The sequence below is a fragment of the Atopobium sp. genome, assembly GCF_034113385.1.
GTDB lineage: Bacteria > Actinomycetota > Coriobacteriia > Coriobacteriales > Atopobiaceae > Atopobium.
In genome coordinates this window covers 17,814-39,146 of record NZ_JAXEXL010000010.1, presented here as the reverse complement: position 1 = coordinate 39,146, position 21,333 = coordinate 17,814, and the positions used below count along the sequence as shown (strand labels likewise).

At 47.6% G+C, this 21,333-nt stretch carries 22 protein-coding genes; 3 read left to right on the top strand and 19 right to left on the bottom strand.

Annotation, left to right across the window (positions count from 1 at the left end; all coding sequences use genetic code 11):
- From SPD80_RS02515 to SPD80_RS02460, 12 genes are all read right to left on the bottom strand, one after another.
- Window positions 1-419, bottom strand: a 419-nt coding sequence (locus SPD80_RS02515) for an AAA family ATPase (protein WP_320828336.1), incomplete at its 3' end; no start/stop codon positions are given.
- Between the two features lie 29 nt (window positions 420-448).
- Complete coding sequence (gene rnc / locus SPD80_RS02510; protein WP_320604440.1) at window positions 449-1,162, bottom strand: ribonuclease III; 714 nt, start codon at window positions 1,160-1,162, stop codon at window positions 449-451.
- Between the two features lie 2 nt (window positions 1,163-1,164).
- Window positions 1,165-1,401, bottom strand: coding sequence for an acyl carrier protein (locus SPD80_RS02505; RefSeq protein ID WP_320604438.1), 237 nt, complete (start codon window positions 1,399-1,401; stop codon window positions 1,165-1,167).
- Window positions 1,402-1,588: 187 nt separating this feature from the next.
- On the bottom strand, window positions 1,589-2,584 hold the full coding sequence (plsX, locus tag SPD80_RS02500) for a phosphate acyltransferase PlsX (protein WP_320828334.1): 996 nt from the start codon (window positions 2,582-2,584) through the stop codon (window positions 1,589-1,591).
- A 79-nt stretch (window positions 2,585-2,663) separates the two neighbouring features.
- Entirely contained in the window at window positions 2,664-2,843 is a 180-nt protein-coding gene (rpmF, locus tag SPD80_RS02495; protein WP_002563538.1) for a 50S ribosomal protein L32, read from the bottom strand.
- Between the two features lie 132 nt (window positions 2,844-2,975).
- A complete protein-coding gene (locus tag SPD80_RS02490; protein WP_320604432.1) occupies window positions 2,976-3,542 on the bottom strand; it encodes a DUF177 domain-containing protein in 567 nt (188 codons plus the stop codon).
- A 5-nt stretch (window positions 3,543-3,547) separates the two neighbouring features.
- Entirely contained in the window at window positions 3,548-4,045 is a 498-nt protein-coding gene (locus SPD80_RS02485; protein WP_028264159.1) for an ATPase, read from the bottom strand.
- A 163-nt stretch (window positions 4,046-4,208) separates the two neighbouring features.
- A complete protein-coding gene (coaD, locus tag SPD80_RS02480) occupies window positions 4,209-4,736 on the bottom strand; it encodes a pantetheine-phosphate adenylyltransferase (protein ID WP_320828332.1) in 528 nt (175 codons plus the stop codon).
- Window positions 4,729-5,313, bottom strand: a complete 585-nt coding sequence (gene rsmD / locus SPD80_RS02475) for a 16S rRNA (guanine(966)-N(2))-methyltransferase RsmD (protein WP_320828331.1) — start codon at window positions 5,311-5,313, stop codon at window positions 4,729-4,731. The genes coaD and rsmD overlap by 8 nt, the downstream gene beginning before the upstream one ends.
- Window positions 5,310-7,427, bottom strand: a complete 2,118-nt coding sequence (locus SPD80_RS02470; RefSeq protein ID WP_414429688.1) for an ATP-dependent DNA helicase RecG — start codon at window positions 7,425-7,427, stop codon at window positions 5,310-5,312. Before SPD80_RS02470 ends, rsmD begins: the two co-directional genes overlap by 4 nt.
- An 88-nt stretch (window positions 7,428-7,515) precedes the next feature.
- Entirely contained in the window at window positions 7,516-9,225 is a 1,710-nt protein-coding gene (locus tag SPD80_RS02465) for a DAK2 domain-containing protein (RefSeq protein WP_320828329.1), read from the bottom strand.
- A gap of 45 nt (window positions 9,226-9,270) precedes the next feature.
- A complete protein-coding gene (locus tag SPD80_RS02460; protein WP_320605391.1) occupies window positions 9,271-9,615 on the bottom strand; it encodes an Asp23/Gls24 family envelope stress response protein in 345 nt (114 codons plus the stop codon).
- Window positions 9,616-9,874: 259 nt separating this feature from the next.
- On the opposite strand from SPD80_RS02460, the gene rpmB reads away from it, so the two are divergent.
- Complete coding sequence (rpmB, locus tag SPD80_RS02455) at window positions 9,875-10,063, top strand: 50S ribosomal protein L28 (protein ID WP_002563530.1); 189 nt, start codon at window positions 9,875-9,877, stop codon at window positions 10,061-10,063.
- 961 nt (window positions 10,064-11,024) lie between these two features.
- On the opposite strand, the gene SPD80_RS02450 is transcribed toward rpmB, so the two are convergent.
- Both SPD80_RS02450 and SPD80_RS02445 read right to left on the bottom strand, forming a co-directional pair.
- Window positions 11,025-11,699, bottom strand: a complete 675-nt coding sequence (locus tag SPD80_RS02450) for a thiamine diphosphokinase (protein WP_320828328.1) — start codon at window positions 11,697-11,699, stop codon at window positions 11,025-11,027.
- Between the two features lie 19 nt (window positions 11,700-11,718).
- The gene (locus tag SPD80_RS02445) at window positions 11,719-12,399 is read right to left on the bottom strand and encodes an HAD family phosphatase (RefSeq protein ID WP_320828327.1); all 681 of its coding nucleotides are present in this window, start codon (window positions 12,397-12,399) and stop codon (window positions 11,719-11,721) included.
- A gap of 140 nt (window positions 12,400-12,539) precedes the next feature.
- Between SPD80_RS02445 and SPD80_RS02440 the strand changes: the two genes are divergently transcribed.
- Window positions 12,540-12,731 carry a zinc ribbon domain-containing protein gene (locus SPD80_RS02440; protein ID WP_320605378.1) on the top strand — a complete coding sequence of 64 codons (192 nt, stop codon included), beginning with the start codon at window positions 12,540-12,542 and terminating at the stop codon, window positions 12,729-12,731.
- A gap of 80 nt (window positions 12,732-12,811) precedes the next feature.
- On the opposite strand, the gene SPD80_RS02435 is transcribed toward SPD80_RS02440, so the two are convergent.
- From SPD80_RS02435 to priA, 5 genes are all read right to left on the bottom strand, one after another.
- A complete protein-coding gene (locus SPD80_RS02435) occupies window positions 12,812-13,834 on the bottom strand; it encodes a fructose-bisphosphatase class II family protein (RefSeq protein WP_320828326.1) in 1,023 nt (340 codons plus the stop codon).
- Between the two features lie 67 nt (window positions 13,835-13,901).
- Window positions 13,902-15,416: an RsmB/NOP family class I SAM-dependent RNA methyltransferase gene (locus tag SPD80_RS02430; protein WP_320828325.1), complete on the bottom strand. Its 1,515-nt coding sequence runs from the start codon at window positions 15,414-15,416 to the stop codon at window positions 13,902-13,904.
- A gap of 29 nt (window positions 15,417-15,445) precedes the next feature.
- Window positions 15,446-16,372 carry a methionyl-tRNA formyltransferase gene (fmt, locus tag SPD80_RS02425; RefSeq protein ID WP_320828323.1) on the bottom strand — a complete coding sequence of 309 codons (927 nt, stop codon included), beginning with the start codon at window positions 16,370-16,372 and terminating at the stop codon, window positions 15,446-15,448.
- Between the two features lie 48 nt (window positions 16,373-16,420).
- Window positions 16,421-16,963 carry a peptide deformylase gene (gene def, locus SPD80_RS02420; protein WP_320828321.1) on the bottom strand — a complete coding sequence of 181 codons (543 nt, stop codon included), beginning with the start codon at window positions 16,961-16,963 and terminating at the stop codon, window positions 16,421-16,423.
- Between the two features lie 65 nt (window positions 16,964-17,028).
- Window positions 17,029-19,329, bottom strand: a complete 2,301-nt coding sequence (gene priA, locus SPD80_RS02415; RefSeq protein WP_320828320.1) for a primosomal protein N' — start codon at window positions 19,327-19,329, stop codon at window positions 17,029-17,031.
- 151 nt (window positions 19,330-19,480) lie between these two features.
- Here priA and SPD80_RS02410 point away from each other — a divergent pair, with 151 nt between their 5' ends.
- Window positions 19,481-21,316 carry a glycerophosphodiester phosphodiesterase family protein gene (locus SPD80_RS02410; protein ID WP_320828319.1) on the top strand — a complete coding sequence of 612 codons (1,836 nt, stop codon included), beginning with the start codon at window positions 19,481-19,483 and terminating at the stop codon, window positions 21,314-21,316.
- Window positions 21,317-21,333 lie beyond the last annotated feature (17 nt).

Genomic DNA, 21,333 nt, shown 5'->3' with positions numbered 1-21,333 from the left:
ATGGAGTGAGTATCCTTGCCTAGGCCAGAATCATGAAGTACATCTTGAATATCCATAAGACGTGCAGGTGCACCATTTATAAGGTATTCAGACTCACCTGAGCGATACATACGGCGAGTAATGCCCACCTCTGTAAAGTCTACCGGAATGGTATGGTCAGAATTATCCAACACTAACGTAACTTCAGCAACGCCAACTGGTTGACGTGCACTGGAGCCAGAGAAGATAACATCTTCCATTGCTTGACCGCGCAACATGCGCGCGCTCTGCTCGCCCAAAACCCACAAAATAGCATCGGAAACATTTGATTTTCCCGACCCATTTGGTCCAACAACAACGGTTAAACCAGGGTCATATACCATATGTGTTTTATCGGCAAAGGACTTGAAGCCCTTAAGCGTGAGCGACTTTAAATACACCTCGCGCTACCTTTCTTAAGGCTTGTCTGTTACGAATTATCAGTAGTGGATATGCCCATACGTTCTAAAGCGTCATGAGCCGCTGCGGTTTCTGCAGACTTTTTTGACGATCCTGATCCACGGCCAATGCGCTTGCCATCAACCATCACAACGGCTACAAAAGTGGGTTCATGAGCAGGACCATCTTGCGAAACGATTTTATATTCTGGCTGCACGTGCATAGTACTTTGAGTAACTGCCTGTAAGCGAGACTTAGAACTCACCGGCACTACCGACAAATCCCGCGACATATGCGGAGACAATGAACGTACGACAAACGCATGAGCAACATCAAATCCAGCATCTAAATATAAGGCACCCACCAATGCCTCATATACGTTTTCTAATGCAGAGTGCATGCCACGCGCACCCGTACCGCGTTCAGACTCACCAAAAAAGATACAGTCAGAAAGACCAAGCTCATCTGCCACACGAGAAAGTGTTACACCAGAAACAAGGGCTATTTTCATCTGAGAAAGACCGCCCTCATCCATATCGGGAAATCGAGAAAACAAATCTGCTGCAACCATACCACCCAAGATAGAGTCACCTAAAAACTCAAGACGCTCATAACTATCAGAAATGGGTTTGTTTTCTGTTGCAGAAGGATGAGTAAGAGCACTGCGTACCAGCATTTTGTTGGTAAATACGTGCTCCACGATTTTCTCGGCAGCTTCAATTTGTTGCTTAGTTGCTCCAGCCACAACTACTGCGCATTCTCGATAGCATATACGGCGTCACCAATGCTGTTAATGCTAGCCAAAACCTCATCATCAAGAGTAAGGTCAAACTCATCTTCAAAAGCTGTTACAAGCTCAAGTTTATCAAACGAATCTGCATTAAGGTCATCAAACGTAGTGCTTTCATCTACACTGTCCTCGTCCGCCTCGAGTGTTTCACACACAAGTGCAATGACCCTCTCAAGAATGGCTGCACGATCCATGACAGTCCTCCTTCGTAGTTGTTAGGTAACACGTGGTTTAGCTGGTGCTACACAATAAATGCCTCGCGATGCTCACAAAAACATGAGCGCTTAAAAACGCTTTAGATTGTACCCTGTATTGAGTCTTTGTGTGTTGCTTGGCAACTGTTTGAACAGCGTATCAAACAATCAGTATAGGACATACAAGTTAAGCGACATCCTGAGCAATCTTGTTGCATACATCTGCTCGAATACAACGTGCTGTAGCTAACGTGCCGTTCATAACAGCCTCTACACTCGTAGCACCATGACCGATAAGTACAGGAGCCTTTAAGCCTAACAGCACCGCGCCGCCATTCTCATCACCAGAAAGAGAGCCTGCTATACCGCGTAATGCTGGAATAAGAAGTGCTACACCTAACTTGGATAAAAATGACTGTTTTGTTGCTTGCTTAATGGCATGCATAAGATACTTTGCCGTACCCTCCATAGACTTAAGCGCAACATTACCCGTAAATCCATCGCAAACAATAACATCAAACGTGCCATTAAGAATATCCGTGCCTTCGCAATTGCCCGCAAAGACGCAGGAATCATCCTGCATAAAGCCTTCGCGCAATGCCGCATGATATGCCAGTACCAGCTCAGAACCTTTAGTATCTTCTTCGCCATTGGATAACAGACCAATGCGCGCAGTGGTAACCCCCAAAGCAGCATGCGCATAGGCAGCTCCCATACGCGCGAACTGAACAATCATATCGGAGCGAATATCTGCGTTGGCACCCATATCAAGCAGTACGGTTTGATGGCCATCACGACCAGGAAGTATGGCACCAATTGCAGGACGCTTAATCCCACGAATACGGCCAATACCAAGCGTTGCTGCACTTAGGATGGCGCCGGTAGATCCTGCAGAAAAGAAACCATCTGCCTGACCAGCTTTTACAGCAGCACAACCACGCACAATGCTTGAGTCTTTCTTGGTGCGCACGGCCTGCGCAGGATGCTCATCCATGCCAATTTCCTGAGTGGTTACTAAGGCTTTGGCACGCTCATGAGACTCACAAAAGCTCAAGACATACTCTTCATTGCCTGCTACAAGCACACTAAGGTCCTGATCGCGTTTAAGCGCAGCAGCAATACCTTCCAACACTACCTCGGGTTTCTCGTCCCCACCCATTGCATCAACACAAACTGTAATCATGGTTGTCCATTCTTAAACCTACGAAAAGGAGGCCGGCCCCAAACAGAGCCAGCCTCCCAGGCCGATCAAATAGCATGTGCTACTCAGTTACGATAACTTCGCGATCTTTGTAGTAGCCACAATTGGGGCACACGTGATGCGGAAGCTTAACGGCACCGCACTGTGGGCACACAGAACGTGCTGGTGCGGCGAGCTTGCTATTGGCGGAACGGCGAGTGTGCGTAGCGCCGCGGCCCTTTTTCTGTTTAGGTACTGCCATGGTTGCCTCTCTTACGTCCTTACGATATCGAGCCAACGCCCGTATCAAATCACAAATGCAGATAGTACCACATCATAGCTGCAAAACGACTACGTTGTATCGTCTTTGTCGTTTTATCACAATTTAACGATGCTAGTCAGTAAAATCCAAGGTGCTCAGAGCAGCAAAAGGACTTTCTTGAGCCTGATGCGCCTCTTTTTGAGCTTTGCAACCGCAGTCCTGCTCATTAAGATTAGTACCACAGGTAGGACAAAGACCCTTACAATCCTCACGGCATAACACAATATAAGGAGTCTCCATCAAAAGCGCTGCTAAAAGGGCATCTGCTACATTGATTGTCTCATCATCTGAAACTAAAGAGAAGTCCACACCCTCTTCTTCATCTGCTTCATCTTCATAGACTTTTTGGGGCTCTTCAAACAAAAAGTACTCATCTACCTCAGCAGAAAGGTCAAGCTGTGCAGGCTCTAAGCATCTATCACATACGCCCTCTGCTTGAGCTTTAACAATGCCGGTAACCAAAATACCTTCGCCAGCATTGGTAAGCACCAAGTTGTAATCAATGCCCCTGGGCAAGGTAAAATCGTGATCTCCAAGTGAGAAACTCTTTTGATCTATGTGCCCGTCTAAGGAAAACGTATTGCCTGGATTAGCAAGGCGATCGTCCACCTTAACGATAAGTGCCTCTAACTGACTCACGTTACTTACCAAGGTACGTTATTGGAAGTATTGCGGGCACCCGAGTTCTCATCCAGTGTCTGGCGTACGCGTGAAACGGTGCTCGTAAGAGACTTGAGATTCTCTTCCAAGTGAGCAAGCACAGACTCTGCATACTCCTCTGCATTGTAACGAGTGTCTCGCTCGTACTGCTGAGCCTGATCACGAATATCATCTGCTTGCTGCTGAGCAAGGCGTACAATCTCTTGATCACCTGCAAGAATCATTGCCTGCTGCTGAGCATCTGCAATAATAGAATCGGCCTGCTGCTGAGCACGAGACAAAATCTCATCCTCTTCCTTAAGGATACGGCGAGCATTCTGGAACTCTTCAGGAAAACGCGCACGAATCTCGTCCAAAATCTCAAACACGTCACCAGAATCAATAATCTTCTTCTGGCCGCCACCAGCAAAGGGTACGCGAGCGTCTGCCACAATTCCTTCAAGCTCGTCTACCAAGCTTTCGATTTCCTCACCTGGCTGCATATAAGAGTCTCCTTTCGTGAGGATATGCTGTTCTGGTACCCCAAAGAGGCCACCAAGCCATAAAATTGCATTCTTAATGAGCAAAGTATACAGGTTTTTATAGATACACGCCAACTACCATGTGCTATACATAAGCTCAACGGCACACGAACTCTCCAACAGCTTAGGCACCAAAGCGTTCATGCAGTTTTTTCTCAACACTGGGTGGAACTAATAAATGTACATCCGAGCCAAAACTTGCCAGTTCACGCACTACTGACGAGGAAATGCAACCAAGTTCAGGACTGGACATAATAAAGATACTCTCGATATCAGGTGCTAAGCGTGCATTAAGATCTGCTTGCTGAAGCTCATACTCAAAATCTGTGGTTGCACGTAGACCTTTTACGACACCGCCTGCTCCATGCTCATGACAAAAATCAACAAGAAGACCCGTGAGCGCTGATACATCTACCCCATCGTCAATCCATGCTTCCTGTAGCGCATCACGCACCATTTGCACGCGTTCTTCTATAGTAAAAACAGGTCCTGTCCCATTTTTGCCTACCGATGCTGCCACCGCAACCGTAACACGCGGACAAAACCTACGTGCTCGTCTAATAACATCAAGATGGCCATAGGTCACAGGGTCAAAGGTACCGGGCACGACAATATGTGAAATGCCATCATTTTCCATCTGAAACTTATTCATGTGAGCGCTCCACTCGCAGTACATCAACACAGGTAGTACCATAGCGTTTTTGTTTAAGAGCATGTGCAAAATCCAAGCTCAGCTCTGGCGTTTTTGCAGCGCGCTCATACACAACTAATGCTTTGGGAGCAAGTGCTTCATTGGTATAGAGTGCGTGCAACATCTCTGCAACCTGTGCACTTGTAATAACATACGGCGGGTCCAACAACACAAGATTAAAAGGATGTGCCCTAAAAGCTGGGTTTGTAGCACAGCTAAAGCTATCAGATGCAAGCACGGTAAAGCTAGCAGGACTTGCCCCCACTTGCGCCAGATTCTTTTTAATGAGCCGTATGGTTGTACGATCTGTATCCACAAAGGTTGTATGAGAAGCCCCACGAGACAACATCTCTATACCCAACGCGCCAGAGCCGGCAAACGCATCCAGCACATACATACCACTCAAATCTAAATCGCAAGCAGAAAGCACCATGGATGCTATGGATTCACGAACGCGATCTGTGGTTGGACGCGTAACAGCACGCCCCTCGGGAGCCTCTAATGGCTTACCGCGCCACATTCCTCCAACTACCCTCACGAGCCTTCTACCTCCTCAAAATACGCACCAAATCTATCCCGCACCTCAAGTGCCAAACTGGGGTAAGCACGCAAATCAGCATCTTTTGCAAGTAGGACTTGCGTGTCTTCACGTGCGTGAAGTGCAAGCTCTTCATCCTGAGCCAAATCCACATAGCGCAAGGTTACCCCACCGCTTTGTTTAAAGCCCAGCACTTCTCCCTCATGGCGCAGGCGCAAATCCATCTGCGAAAGCTCATAGCCATCGCTGGTAGCTTCCAGCGCCGCAAGGCGCCTACGAGCCGCTGACCCCTTTTGAGCAGCTGTCGAGAAAAACACTAAGCCCGCATGCTTGCCACGTCCCACACGACCGCGCAACTGATGGAGCGTTGCGAGTCCAAAACGCTCGGAATCATACACCAATAATACGGTTGCATTGGGCACGTCCACGCCAACCTCAATGACCGTCGTGCTGACCAATACATCAATCGTGCCTGCCCTAAAATCACTCATAACCTGGTCTTTTTCCTGAGCAGACATACGACCCGTAAGCAATCCAACCCGCATAGTGCGCAGAGTCGAACGCGATAGACTTTCATACACTGCCTTTGCAGAATGAAGGCGAGATGTTGGAGCATCAGTTTGAGGAGCATCATCTGTCATATCTGCTCCCTCATCTACCTCATCAATCAGCGGGCACACCACATACGCCTGATGACCAGCCGCATACGCATCTTGGATAGCGCTATACGCAAGATCAAGATTTTCTTGAGCTAACACCTGAGTTTGAACGCCCGCACCAGCAACAGGACGATGCACAATACGACTGAGTTCCATATCCCCGTATACGGAAAGTGCCAAGGTACGCGGAATAGGTGTTGCCGTCATAGATAGCAAATCTGCACCAATCCCCTTTTTGCGCAACGCATTGCGTTGATCCACACCAAAACGATGTTGCTCGTCTATAACCACTAAAGACAGTTTAGAAAACACGACATCATCTGATAGCAAAGCTGTTGTACCAAAGACTACAGAAATGTCTCCCGCAGCCAGTGCACGCGTTGCTTGTTCACGCTGTGTCGCGGGGGTGGCACTAACAATCAGCGTCCAATTAATACCAGCAGCATCCAGCAAGGGACCGAGCTTCTCGGCATATTGACGAGCCAACACGGATGTAGGCGCCATCATGGCAGCTTGGGTACCAGAGTCTGCTACTGCAGCAAGGGCCATGGCTGCAACAGCGGTTTTACCGGTGCCAACATCACCCAATAGCAAGCGATTCATAACCTGAGGTGCTGCCATATCTGCAAAGATTTCCTCTACAGCTAAGCGCTGCTCATCGGTAAGCGAGAAGGGCATGGCTGCCTGAAGGGCTTGCACATGGACACCAGTAACACTATGCGTACAAGGGGTTACATCGCGCAAAGCCAGACGCTTACGTGTTTGAAGTGCTAGTTGTAAACACAGCAGTTCATCATAGGCAAAGCGTGCACGTGCGGCGGCAGCATGTGACATAGTTGAAGGAAAGTGAATCTCACGCAAGGCACGACTCAAGCTCATAAGATTGCGTGAAGCCACAAGCTGTGCAGGAAGGTAATCATAAATATTCCCACGATCCGCTAAGGCAGCAGACACAATACGGCGCATCCAAGCAACCGTAAGGCCTTCACTCACATGATGAACGGGTAATATGCGCGAATAGTCGCTTTTCTCGGCAGCAAAAGCCAATACCTCGTAAAAAGGACTTTTAATCTGCTTGAAGCCATAAGCAAACGTAACTTTTCCAGAAAGTGCAATCACGTCACCAACATGGACCTGCTCCGCCACCCAGGGCTGTTTAAAAAAGGTTGCCATTATAACGCCGGTACTATCTATAACAGACAGTTCAACCACACTGAGGCGCGGACGAGGGCGCTTGGCTGTAACCCTATCGACAGTTCCTACCACAGTAACGGTGGTGCCAACATCGGCATGAGCAATGTCTACCTTATGAGAAAAATCTAAGTAGCGGTGAGGCACTGCCAGCAAAAGATCACGCACGCGCGTAATACCCAGGCGCGCCAAAACCTCAGCGCGCGCCTCGGATACATAGCGCAGGCGCGCTACACTGTCTGACAAAGCAAGGGTGCACCCCATACGGTCGGACACGTCAGCAACCGCAGGTACACCCTTATGTGAAATATCGAGCGAAGACAAGAAACGTTCAAACTACGCGAGGTTTTTACTATTCAATCGAGAAAATAATGGGATACAAAGGCTGTCCGCCACGTTGGGCATCAATCTCCAAGTCTGGCTGAGCCTCCTCGATAGCAGCGCACAGAGCCTCAAACTCCTCATCGGACATATCAGAACCAGCAAGAATAGTAAGCGTATCGCCTTCTTCTTGTTGTTGCATGCGGTTGATAATATCCAAGGTGACATCATGCACGTTAGTACCCACAGCCTCAATAACACCTTGAACAATACCGAGCACATCCCCGTTATGAATGGGAGTACCATCAGCCGCTGCAGAATCACGAACTGCCGTGGTTACCTCACCATCACGAACAGTTGAGATAGCTTCAGTCATAGCTTCTACCATCTCTGCCAATGAAGCATCAGGATCTACGGCAAACAAAGCGGCAAACGCCTGAGGAACAGTTTTGGTGGGAACAACGCCAACAGTCCCCTCATCAAAAGCACCAGATGCAGCTTCTGCAGTCATACGAATATTAGAATTATTGGGAAGTACAATAACCGTATCTGCATTAACTTTCTTAACAGCAGCAATGATATCTGCTGTGCTGGGATTCATAGTCTGACCACCAGATACCACAACATCTACGCCAAGAGATTTGAGAATATCTGCCTCACCATCACCCGCAGCTACCGCTACAAAGCCAAGTTCCTTATGAGGCAACACTGCATCTTCTGCTGAGGTTTTCTCCTGTGTTGTTTTTCCTGATTGGGCTGCTTGCTGATCAGATGCAATCTTTTCTGTACGTTCTTGAGCTTCTAAATCCATGTTATGAATAAATACATTAAATACCTGACCATATTGAAGCATATACTTCAAAACTTGATCTGGATTGTTGGAGTGAACATGTACTTTATACGTGGGGTTATCGCCCACTAACAGCTCACAATCACCCATCGTAGATAAGAACTTAAGAGCCGCAACCTCATCAAAGGTTTCATCGTTTGCCTGGAACAAAAACTCGTTGCAATAACGAAACTCAGAGCCCTCCCAGTCATCATTAAGCTCAATAGCTACCTGAGCCTGTACATGAGCCTTGGCCTCATCATCAGATACAACTGTTGGAGAGAAATCCAGGGTAGTATCATTGCCCAAAGCGCAGTTAACAAAGGCTTCCATAAAAGTAGCAAAACCAAAAGCGCCTGAGTCTACCACGCCATTCTCTTTAAGAACAGGCAGCAAATCCGGGGTACGTGCTACGGATTCATAGGCCTCTACCACCAGACTGTTAAGGGTATCTTCCACAGACATCTTGGCAGCAGCACACTCGCCTGCCTTGGTGGTTACATCGCGCAAAACAGTAAGAATGGTACCTTCTACAGGCTTACGAACTGCCTGAAAGGCAATTTTTTGACCGCGTTGGAAGGCGCGCGCAATATCTGCCGACGAAAGGTTATTCTCGTCAGCTTCTACAAGACCTTCAGCAACGCCACGCAAAATCTGGGAGGTAATAACACCAGAATTGCCACGGGCACCCATCAAAGAGCCGTGTGTGATGGCTTTTGCAATGGCATCCATATTGGAATCTGCGGGAAGTGCATTGAGCTCACCCACAACCGTGCCCAATGTAAGGGACATATTAGTACCAGTATCACCATCAGGTACGGGAAAAACATTGAGCTTGTTAATATCCTCTGCCTTAGTGGCAACTACCTGTGCAGCAACAGGAAAACATTTCCTAACGACGGAAAAAATCATGTGTTAGATCCTCAGTTCTATAAACGGTCTTACGCTGGTGCTGTACTAGTGAGTACGCATACCCTCGATGTGGACAGTGACAAGTACGTTATCAATCTCGGCAATTCTTTTGATAAGAAACGCAACATTATCTTTAAGATTAGCGGACACGGCAGACATGTTTACGCCCTCTTCTACGATGACGTGCATGTCTATGACAAGGTGCCCATCCTTTTGGTCTACATCAATCCCCTTGCGCAAACGACTGTTGGGAAGCAAGCGTGCTACGCCCTCATTTGCATCGATAAAAGCCATGCCCACGATGCCATAAGCTTCAAGCGCTGCATACCCTGCTAAATCAGCTATGCAATCATTAGAGACCCTCAAGGTGCCGGGTACGGAATGTGCCATGCCCTCTCCTCTCGATAAAAAACGCCGAATGCGTCGAAACATTTTCTCGCTTTACCATAGCTAAGTATAGACCACCAAGGGTTTTACTCACAAAATGACAAAGCCTCATCACGCTGTTATCCATATTTTGGCTGTACCACTACGAAACCAACACATCATCAGGGTTTTTCTTTTTGCAAAACGCTGCTCGTGTGCTAATATAATTCAGCTTTGTGTCATTGCGTGCACCTACGCGTGCACTTCAACGGAGGTAATAACCATGTCGAAGGTATGTGAAGTCTGCGGTAAGCACGCTGTTGCTGGTCGCTCTATTAGCCACTCCCACCGCACTGTCAATCGTAAGTTTAAGCCAAACATTCAGTCCGTTAACGTTGTTGTTGATGGTCATCGTCAGAAGATGAACGTTTGCACCACCTGCCTTAAGTCTGGCAAGGTTGCCCGTTCATAATTCTGAACATACTATACAGCTGTATTAAGAGGCCTCCTTCGGGAGGCTTTTTGTTTATCTATATCTTACTGCCTTAGCTGCGTATGACCTCAGCTACGTATGATATCTTGGCAGGTTATCTTTACAGGTCTTCCAGTACGTCACCTGCATATTGTTTGTTCATAAACGTATGCAAACCACTCAGATAGCGATACCGTTGAGCAAAGATATTACGATTTAGTAAAAAGGGCACAGCAAAAGTGCGTAGGCAAGCCAATACTGCTACCGTAACCACAAAAGCACACGCACTACTATTTGGTATATGGTTGACCATATTGAGGTTGTAAGCACCAAACAAAATCATGCAATTACAGAAAAAGTTATATACCGTAGCAATTCCTGCTGCGCCAAGATTATTTGGAACACCCGGCACGTATACATGAACTGCCCATAGAGCAACATACGATACGTTTCGTATGCATATTGGTTTGGCATGTTTGCGAAATATAACTAGTGACTTACTGCTATACAGCCATAACCATGATCTTGTTGATCGTTCAAACAGCCGCATGTAGTGCACAGCTTCAAGCTCTTCCCAAGAAATCTGCAGGTTGTAACGGTATACATAGATACCCTCTGCAGAGATACGAACTTTCTTTTTCCTAAAAAATAAAAGGCAAAAAAGCACGAGCATTATTAGCGTGCCTGCCCTATAGAGCTTAATTCCAGAAAAAGGAAGAGCAAGGTTATCCCACACAAAAGGCTGTGATTCTATAAGCGCAAACAAAAAGATAGTTATCCACAGCCCAAATGCAAACAGCACCATGCGAAAATACACGCTATGAAAAACGATGCCAGGTTGATGTCCCCCATCTACCTGTGATGCGTTAGTTTTGCCGTGTTTTGTAATAAGAAATTCAAGATGCGCTTTCTACGATACGTTTATACGATACGCTTAGTAAGTATATAACAAACATACATTTTATACAGCATGCAAAAATGCAGCTACAACACCACGTACACAGGTAATGCATGCATTTGAAGACTTCACGCGATTAGATATTCCCCTATCCAACAGTACTGGAAGCTCAAGACAGTCCACATCCCACGCAAAGCCCTTCTCGGTAAGTATGGTATGAGGCGCAAGCGCTACTGCCGAGAAACTCTGGCCCACGGCATCAACCAAAGTCCATGAAGCTCTACCTGCATCAGAGAGCACCTTACAAATAAAACCATCCTCTATAAGCGTAGGACACAAATGCGCATAGTGCGCCAAGACACCATATACACACAGCGCATGATCAGGCTTGCCTCCCGTGGCGCAACACACTACCAGCTCTACCTGCACGTTGTTGTCTTGCCCATATGCCGCCGCAGCTTGGCAAGACAAGTCTAAATCCGTGTAATCTTTTTCTGGCGAGAAAAGCTTGGTAGGAACACGATTGTCTTTTATCCACATCAACGCGTCAGACGAGATGGTATCTGCATCTCCTACCAGCAAATCTGGCACCACTTGTGCATGCTTGAGTATGTTGGCACCACGATCAACCGCAATAATGTAGTGAGCATCCGCCGCAAGTTCACGCACCAGATCAACGGAACTAGGTTCTGGGGAACCAGCTATCAATACGACGGTATGTGTAGACTGCTGCATCATAGGCTTGCCGTGTCATGGGTTATGAGTTGGTAGGATATGACTGCAAATCTGCAAGGGTAATATCCTCGTAGATGTGCGTAAACTTGGTAGCATGAGAACGCAAGAAGTCCTCATCGCGATTATCGTGAGTATTAAAGACACAAACATTGGGGAATCCCGCACGCTCGGACGTGGTTAAACCAAAGGGAGCATCCTCAAATACCCACGTGGTCTGTTTAGAAGTACCCAGTTTCTCCAGCGCATAATAATAAATATCGGGCTCGGTCTTGGTAAAGTTCTTCTCTTCCGCGCTCACGATGTCCACAAAGTAATCGGACAGACCAAGATGTTCCATACACAGGGCCACTTCTTTTGCACCGGTAGAGGTACAAATAATCATAGGAATACCCGCATCTTTAAGCTGATTTAAAAATGGCTGAGCAGCAGGCCACGCCTGAATCTCTGAAGCATAGGCGTCACTAATCATCTGTGATAAATCGCGCGACAAATCTGCAACGGAGACAGGAATGGAAAGCGCATCGTGCAAAATTTGAATTTCTTCATCCAAACTTACTGCTTCGCACTCATCCAAGATTTTCTGGATTTGATCAGTCATGGCAAAACCGTGCCGCGCAAGCAAACGAGGAAATGCGCTCCACCACATAGACATGGAATCTACCAAGGTGCCGTCACAGTCAAAAATTGCGCCGCTTATTGCCATATAGCTTCCTCCATCGAATAAAAATGCGTGCAGGCTTCATGGTAAAGCCTTTTTGAGTACAATGTCGAGATGTTTTGACTCAAACTTTGGGTAAAGTAACCTACGCCGTATTGTTTTGCATACTTTCGGAGGCTTTTTGTATGGCTCGTTATGACTATCATTGTCCATCCTGTGGCGCCACCTTTGAGGTTGAGCATCCCATGTCGGAACGACCAGAAATAACTTGTCCTTCTTGCGGTACTAAGGCCGAGAAGATCTTTGCGGCAAGCGGCATTAAGTTTGAAGGCACAGGCTTTTACAACACCGATCAACGTGGCAAGAGCAGGAAGTAAGCTCTATTTGATTCAACTAATGCTTTCAACCTCACGCTGATACGTAAGGACAAGGATAAGCAAAAGACCCAATCCAAAAGCTAAAAAATGGAGTCATGTAAGCCTGGTTCAGAAATAGATGAACCAAATGACCCATCTCGATACAGGCGTGTAACGTACGACGTCGTGTTGTCTATAGAGCTCACCACAATGGAATGCGTTTGGATTGAACCATCGGGATTATGAGTAACACCCGCTAGCATACTGCCATTTGTAATACCAGTTGCAACAAAATGAATATCATTAGTACGCACCATCTCATCCATGGTAATTGCTTGATCAATGTCAAAATCACAAGCAGCTGCCACAGCTTCGCGCTCGCCCTCTTCCGTAAAATGGAATCGAGCTTGGAAAAACCCACCTAATGCCTTGAGGCCAGCACAAGCTAAAACGCCTTCTGGTCCGCCACCTTCCCCTAACATAAGGTCTGCGCCTGTGTTGGGGATAGCCGTTGCAAGCGCTGCTTGTACATCACCGTCATACACCAGCTTAACGCGCGCACCCGTTGCACGAACGCGTTCAATAAGCTCTGTATGGCGTGGACGATCAAGAATACATACCATAACATCAGCTACGGGCTTGTGAAGCGAACGAGCCACAGCAGTGATATTTTCTTCTGGCGTTTTATCAATACCCACAGCCTCAGGATGAACTGCAGGCCCACAAGCAATCTTTGCCATGCGCTTAACTGGAGCATTAAGTAAAGTAGCACGGGGGGCAAATACGATGGCAGAAATTGCATTGCGTTGATTATTAGCAACCAGATTGGTGCCCTCAATAGGATCAACCACAATGTCTAAAGAATCACCACCGCGCCCAAGCGTTTCTCCCGCCACTAACAAATCGTCATTTTTCTTGGCTTTCTGATCTTGCGTTGGCTCCGTAAGCGGACGTTGGCCAATAACCACATGTCCTGACATGCTCATATCGCCTAATCCACGCCGTACGGCTTTCATAGCAGCATTGTTAGCAGAAACTTTATCGGCACGGCCCGCCCATTTAGACGCTTCAATAGCGGTAGCTTCACACACACGCTGAAAATTAGATATTAAACTCTGACGCACAGCCACACTCCTCACACTTGTTGTGCAGTGTTCACCATGCATGCAGCGTAACTAACTTGTGCGAATGTTAGGCGCATCTCACAAAACGTGCGCAAAAATGACCGTCGAACGACCCCATTTTTGGGTGTGAACGGAACATACCCTCATCTGTTACACAATTTGCGAGAAGTTCATACGCTTGCAAACTCTGGTCTTTGAGTGCACAAACAGCGGGCGCATCCAATACCGAAACAAGCCCAAAATGATGCCCAATGTCTGTTTGTAAAAATGCAGTAACTACATCTTCATTTTCTTGTCGCATTACCGAACAGGTGGAATATACGAGTGTTCCACCCTTTTGCACACGACTAGCCGCCGAGACAAGTATGCGTAGTTGCGTGGCAGGAATGGAATGTGCACTGGTAGACATCAGTGCTTCAGGCGTCAGTGTCCATGCAATCTCTGGATGCCGACGCATGGTACCCGTGCCCGAACACGGAGCATCTACAAACACCAAATCAAAATTGCGTCGCAGTGGTTCTGGCAACTGTCTAGGATTATCTAAGCTACCGGCATCATAGGCAACAGACTGACAATAGGCTCCCCAGCCCTTCTCTAAACGACGCTGAGCAACAGCAACCTTAAACGGAGAATTGTCCACACCCACTAACTGCACCGGAGCACCAGCTTGCTGAGCAAGACTTTCCAAAAGCATTGATTTTGTAGCTCTCCCCTGGCCAATTTCTAACAGAGTTGTATCAGGTTCAGGAGAAGCACTATAGCAAACCATACGCGCAGCAAGGTCACTCACTACTACATCCGCCTGTTTTACTAGCTTAGATGAGGTAAGAAGGGCAGCATTTTGTACGCACCACACCTGTGGGAAGGGTGCATCTTGCACTATGACACCTGCTGCATCTAAAAGATTGCGTGCCTCTTCAAATGTATGGATACCACTATTGGCAGATACCCACACCGGTGCTGGCTCATGAGCACATAAAGCCATATCACACAACGCTTGTACGCCAATAGAATCTATCAACTGCTGCACTAACCACACGGGAGCTGCCATAGTAAGCGCAAAGTCTTGCACGGTTGGAACGGTTGCAACAGCCAAAGCATCTGCTTGCAGCTGATCAGATGCACAAGCAGCTTGCACTATCTGATGTGCAGCAGCAACACGAGAAACATCCTGTGCAGCAACACGACGCAAGATAGCATTAGCCATACCAGCAGCACGAAAAACCACACTGCGCACCAATTCAACGCCCTGATTAACAGCAGTATTGGCAGGAGTCTGTAAATAACACAGCTCGTAACAGGCTATACGCAGTGCATCACGCACCTGCGGTTGAATGTTAGAAGGCCTGATTGCATGAGTATCTATAAACTCATCCAATAGACCAGAAGAAAGTGTAACGCCCAAAACAAGCCGCTGGACAAAACTCACGTCTCGCGCATCCATGCCACGAAGCTCTTGGGACGTACGCAGCACATCGCGCGCATAGCCTTTTCGGCGGCGTATCTCCCCGGCAATAGAAAGCGCAACCATGCGTGCAGGTGTTGCATGGCAACCCGTGCGGCCACTCGTGTGGCTGTTCATGGTGCTATCCGTCTGATATTCTCGTCGGCTTACTGCTTTGCCCACGTAAGTCCCTCACCACGTAGTCCAGCAGACCATGCCTGAGCTGACATATCGCGCTTACCATCAGGACGAACAACCAAAAGCTCAAGCAAGCCCTGAGCACAACCTAGATATACACGTCCGTGCTCTACAACAACTTCTCCAGCAGCAATGGCTATCTCATCTACTGCGGGAACAACAGACGCTTGCAGTACACGAACGCCTTTATGAGCAAGCACCAAACGTGCGGGAGCAGTATCGGAAGAAGCCTGCACCAACACCGCGTTGTGCTGTGCAGAAAACTCAGGCGATAAGAACATCTCTGCCTTAGTAACCTTGTGGGCATAGGTAACGCAAGATTCATCTTGCTCAGTCCAAACCGCACTGCCATCTGCAAGAGCAGGCAATACTTCTACAAGCGTTTGGGCGCCTAAGACAGAAAGGCGCTGGGTGAGCTCAGCGGTGTTACTTGATCCCACCACAAGATCTGCCTGGGCACAATAGGCTCCGGCATCCAGCTCATGTACGACGCGCATGATGGATACGCCAGCTCGAATATCTCCCGCTAAAATAGCACGTTGGATAGGAGCAGCACCACGCCAGCGAGGCAATGACGACGCATGAACATTTATACAATCAATGCTTGGGATAGCAAGCAACTCATCGGGCAAAATACAGCCATAAGCAGCAACAACTATAATCTCTGGACGGGCTTCTCGTACCGCATCCAAAGCCTTAGGTGTCATACGAGAAGTCTCCAACACAGGCAGGCCAAGTTCATAGGCGCGCTTTTTGATGGCGCATGGCTCAAGTTTTTTACCACGCTTGCGTACCGCATCAGGACGTGTTATCACAAGCGTAACCTCATGAACTGCGGCAACGGCCTCAAGCGATGGAACGGCAAACTCGGGAGTACCCATAAATACAATGCGCATGAGGCTCCAATCTATTCCAAGCTCTGCAAAAACAGCCAGCAAATCTAGCTAGCACATCTCGGTGTCACCAGGGCGAGCGCCCGCTGCCAATGCCTGTTCATACTCACGCATAGCAGCAGCACGCTGTGTAATAGATAAGTGGTCCACCATGGTTATGCCCTGCAAGTGATCAATCTCATGCTGTAAGCAAATAGCCAGAAGGTTACCTTCTGCTTCATACTCCATAAGCTCGCCGTCTAGATTAAGCGCACGAACCACCACATGAGAAGGACGTTCTACAGGCACACTAATGCCCGGGAAGCTCAGACACCCCTCGTTATAGACTTGAGGAGTACCGTCTGCCGTGATGATTTCTGGATTGATTAAGATATAGGGATTCTTTTTGCCATCTGCATAGTCTACGTCAATAACAACCATCTGGATATTCTCGCCAATTTGCGGAGCAGCCAAGCCACAGCCGTCAGCTGCATACATATCCCTTAACATGCGCTTGGCAAGCTGCTTGATATGACCGTCAATGTGCTCAATGGGAGTGCAGACTTGCTTAAGACGTGGGTCGGGTGACAAGACAATGTCATCGAGGGCACTCATAGTATCTCCTTATGTGTATGCTCATACGGCCACACTATACGTACACTGGCAGAGCCAAACGAGTATTACAGCAGGTCGTATGCATCAATATCCAATGCCATGTTAATACCCAACTTTGGTTTTATTTGTGCAGCACACGCACTAAGCACAGAACCAGGGTTGGAATCCACGGGCGATTTTACAAGAATATGTGACCTAAAGCAGTCTTTAACCTTAGCTTTTACACATTCTGCGGGGCCTAAAACAGACCAACCATCTAAATCCGCCACTTCCTTGCGCAATACTGTTGCAAAATCAGACACGGTTTGTTTGACAACACGTTCTTGTTTTCCCCACACAATCACGTTAGATAAACGCGTATAGGGCGGGTACTGTGCCTCTTTACGATCGAGAAGTTCAGACTCCAAAAACACCTTGCGATCATGCCTATATACAGACTGAATTGCTGGATGAGAAGCCCAGTACGTTTGCACAATTACACGACCTGGCTTAGCGCCTCGCCCAGCACGTCCCGCCACCTGCTCCAACAAATTATAGGTGCGTTCTGCTGCACGAAAATCTGGTAGCTTAAGCGTGGTGTCTGCATTAATAACACCCACCAAGGTAACCTCTGGAAAGTCGAGCCCCTTGGCAATCATCTGGGTACCAATAAGCACCGCACAAGAACTTGCATCAAATTGTTCTAACAAGCGCTGATGAGATCCCTTACCCTTGGTGGTATCCGCATCCATACGAATAATGTCCACGTCTGGTCCTAAGAGCATTGCAAGCTCGTCCTCCACACGCTGTGTACCCACACCAAACTGTGCCAAATAGCGACTGCCACAGTGAGGGCATGCGGTAGAAGGATTAGGAAACGCATGGACTGGCCAGCTGCGGCCGCAACTATGGCACATGAGCTCATGCGTACGTTCATGGTACGTAAGAGAGGTCGAGCAATGGGGACAGGTGGGAACACAGCCACACTCACGACACATCAAAAAGTTGGCAAAACCACGACGATTAAGCAAGAGCACGGCCTTCTCGCCATGGGTGACTACATCATGTAAAGCTGCTACCAGAGGTTCCGAGAAAATAGAGCGGTTGCCTGCGCCAAATTGCTGTGCCATATCTACAATCTGTACACGTGGCAACACTGCCGTACCAGGACGCTCATTCATGCTGACGCGCACCCACGATGCCCCTGCATAGCTGCCGTTTTGTGCACGGGCAAGACTTTCCAACGATGGTGTTGCACTCCCCAAAACCAATGCGCCTGACCGCAACTTAGCCAGGCGTACAGCCACCTCACGCGCATGGTAGCGCGGACTGGAATCCTGCTTATAGGAACTCTCATGCTCCTCGTCAATAATGATAAGACCCACGTCACTTAAAGGGGCAAACAAGGCAGAGCGTGCTCCCACAACTACATGAGCATGACCTTGACGCACCATATCCCACTGATCATAGCGTTCACCAGCAGAAAGACGAGAGTGTAGCACAGCCACGTCATCCCCAAAACGAGAACGAAAGCGGCCAACCGTCTGAGCAGTAAGAGAAATCTCTGGCACAAGCACCAAAGCACCTCTCCCTTGTTTGCGCACGTTTTCAATTGCAGCAAGATATACCTCGGTCTTGCCAGAACCCGTAACGCCATCAAGCACTACAACATCTCCACAACCAGCCTCACAAGCAGTACTAATAGCTGCAAGTGCGTCTTGTTGGCCTTGCGTAAGTTGCTTTGGGCGCGCAGCATGCGCAGTGGAAAGCGTTGTAGTATCGTACCCGCGCACACGACGTTTTGTATAGATTTGCACCACGCCCTTGGCCTCTAAGGCACGTACCGCAGAGGAAGCCCCCACAATGGTGGCGTTTAGTTCAGACATGCGCAATGAGCCTGAGGTAAGTGCACCCAATACAGTACGCTGACGTGCAGCATTTTTGCGCGGAACAAACTCTTGAGCAGCGGGCGCAAGCTCAACCCAACGGTCGTCCACTGCACCCGTTGCCTCACAAACTAATTCCCACGGACTCGATGTATTTTCTCGGCGGACACGCATGGATTGACCAGGTGCAATGCATAAACGAAGGCAGTCAGACAAAGGCGCTGCATATTCCTCGCACATCCACCAGGCAAGCTCAACGGATGTTTTGTCAAAGGCAGGCGCCGCCAAAACGCGCTCGATGGGTTTGATTTTGCTTGCTGCTACACCGACGGGCGCATGGTCTACCACTGCAATAACATAGCCAACAGCTGCTCTACCAGAAAACGAGACCAGTACCGTTGTGCCTATCTTGCAGGTAGCTTCTAAATCAGAGGGAATAAGGTAATCAAATGCAGTACTAATGGAGCGTGTTGGAATATCCAACACCACAGATGCATACATTTTCCCTCCTTGCCCTACCTTTATGCGTACGATGACCTTACAATGACAGCCTCTATTCTACTTACAAATTCGTAATAGTTGCTAAGTTTGACAAAGTTACATGTCGCTGCTGCTACACTATACAAAATATATTTTTGTTAGAAGGCTTGTAATGAAAACAATTCGCTCCGTTATTCGTTTGCTGGCACGCAACTTTTGGACACTCCTTGGTTTTGAAGCACTGCTCAGGCTGCTCACTACGCTTGCACTTGTACCTGTTGTTCAATTTTTTATAGACAACCTTATGGCCTTTTATGGCTATTCTTTTATTACCTTAGAAAGTTTGCCCATATTTTTATCGCATCCAGGTGTAATAGTAGCTATTATGCTGCTGTTACTGGTGCTTTCTGCCATCTCTATCTTTGATGTCTCGGCTGTATTGCTCATTTTTGACCAGTCAAGAGAAGATAAAGATATCACTATGCGCGAGGCCTTGAGCTTTGGTTTAAAGCAAGCGGCACGCACATTTTATCCCCGTAATATCCTGCTGCCACTCTATGCTTTGCTGTTGGTGCCCCTGCTAAACTTGGGCATTACTTCTAACATTATTAATTCAATCCCCATTCCAGAGTTTATCATGGACTACATTCTGGAAAATCAGGCGTATACCGCCCTTTATGCCCTCGTTGGTCTGGTTTTGGGCTACATGTTTATCCGCTTGATTTATACCTTCCCCAGCTTTTTGCTGGAAGGCAAATCCTTTGTTAAATCTGTAAAACGCTCAGTTAGTTTAACGAGAAAACATTTCTGGGGTGACCTTGTCTCCATTGTGGGTCTTAAGCTTCTCTTTGATGGCGTGCTCATTGTTATTGTGATTATCCCAAGCATCATTGCTATGCTGGTATTTTTAAGTAGTGCAAGCACGTTTATTAAGTCTATTGTCATAGGTATTGTTGCAGCCACTGCCGTTGCTATTATGCTTTTAACCTTTATTTTGGGTTCTGCTACCAGTTACGCAATTGTATGTGCGCGGTATTGGAATCGCCTGACCACACTTGAGGAAGAAATTCCTAATCCTGAACCTCCCAAATGGATAAGCCGCCCCACTTCCCCCACTAACCGTTGGATTATTGGTATTGCTGCAGCAAGCTATGTAGTACTATGCGTAAGCGCTACTTCATATGCACAATACTCCATCACTAATAAAAATGAAAAGATTGATACCCCTGCTCCTCAGGTTGAGGTTACTGCTCATCGTGGAGCGAGCAAACACTATCCAGAAAACACCATGGCGGCCTTTCGTGGCGCTAAGCTTCAGGGGGCAGACTGGGTGGAGCTTGATGTTCAGCAAAGTAAGGATGGCGTACTCTTTATTGCTCACGACTCTAACTTCATCCGCATTTCTGGTGTTAATAAAAACGCCTGGGAGATGGACTACTCAGAGATTGCCAAGCTCGATGCCAGTGGCCTTCTTAATAAGCAGTATAAAGGCGAGCGGTATCCCACGCTTAAACAGGTGCTTGCCTGGGCAAAAACCAATAATATGCGCCTGAACGTTGAGCTTAAACCCAATAAGCATTACTTCAACCTTGAAGCTCAAACAGCTCAGGAGATTCGCGATGCAGGCATGACAAAAAACGTCATTGTTACCTCGCAAAACTATGACTGCGTAAAAAATATTGCACGAGTAGCGCCCGACATGTCTCGCGTCTATGTTATGAGTTTGGTATACGGAAAGATTGATGAGCTCGATGCAGCCAATATTTACTCAGTAGAAGAGAATAGCTGTACAGAGCGGTTTGTAAGGTATGCTCACGAGAACGGCAAGCAAGTATTAGCATGGACTATTAACAGACCGGCTAATATGGAACGCGTGCTCGAAAACGGTGTTGACAACATCATTACGGATGATGTTCCTACAGCTAAACGCGTTATAGCATCCAATTCTTCCGAGATAACAGTAGACTCGCTTATTAACGATATGTACTACTACATGTTAGGAATGTAGGGTATGCATGCGGACTT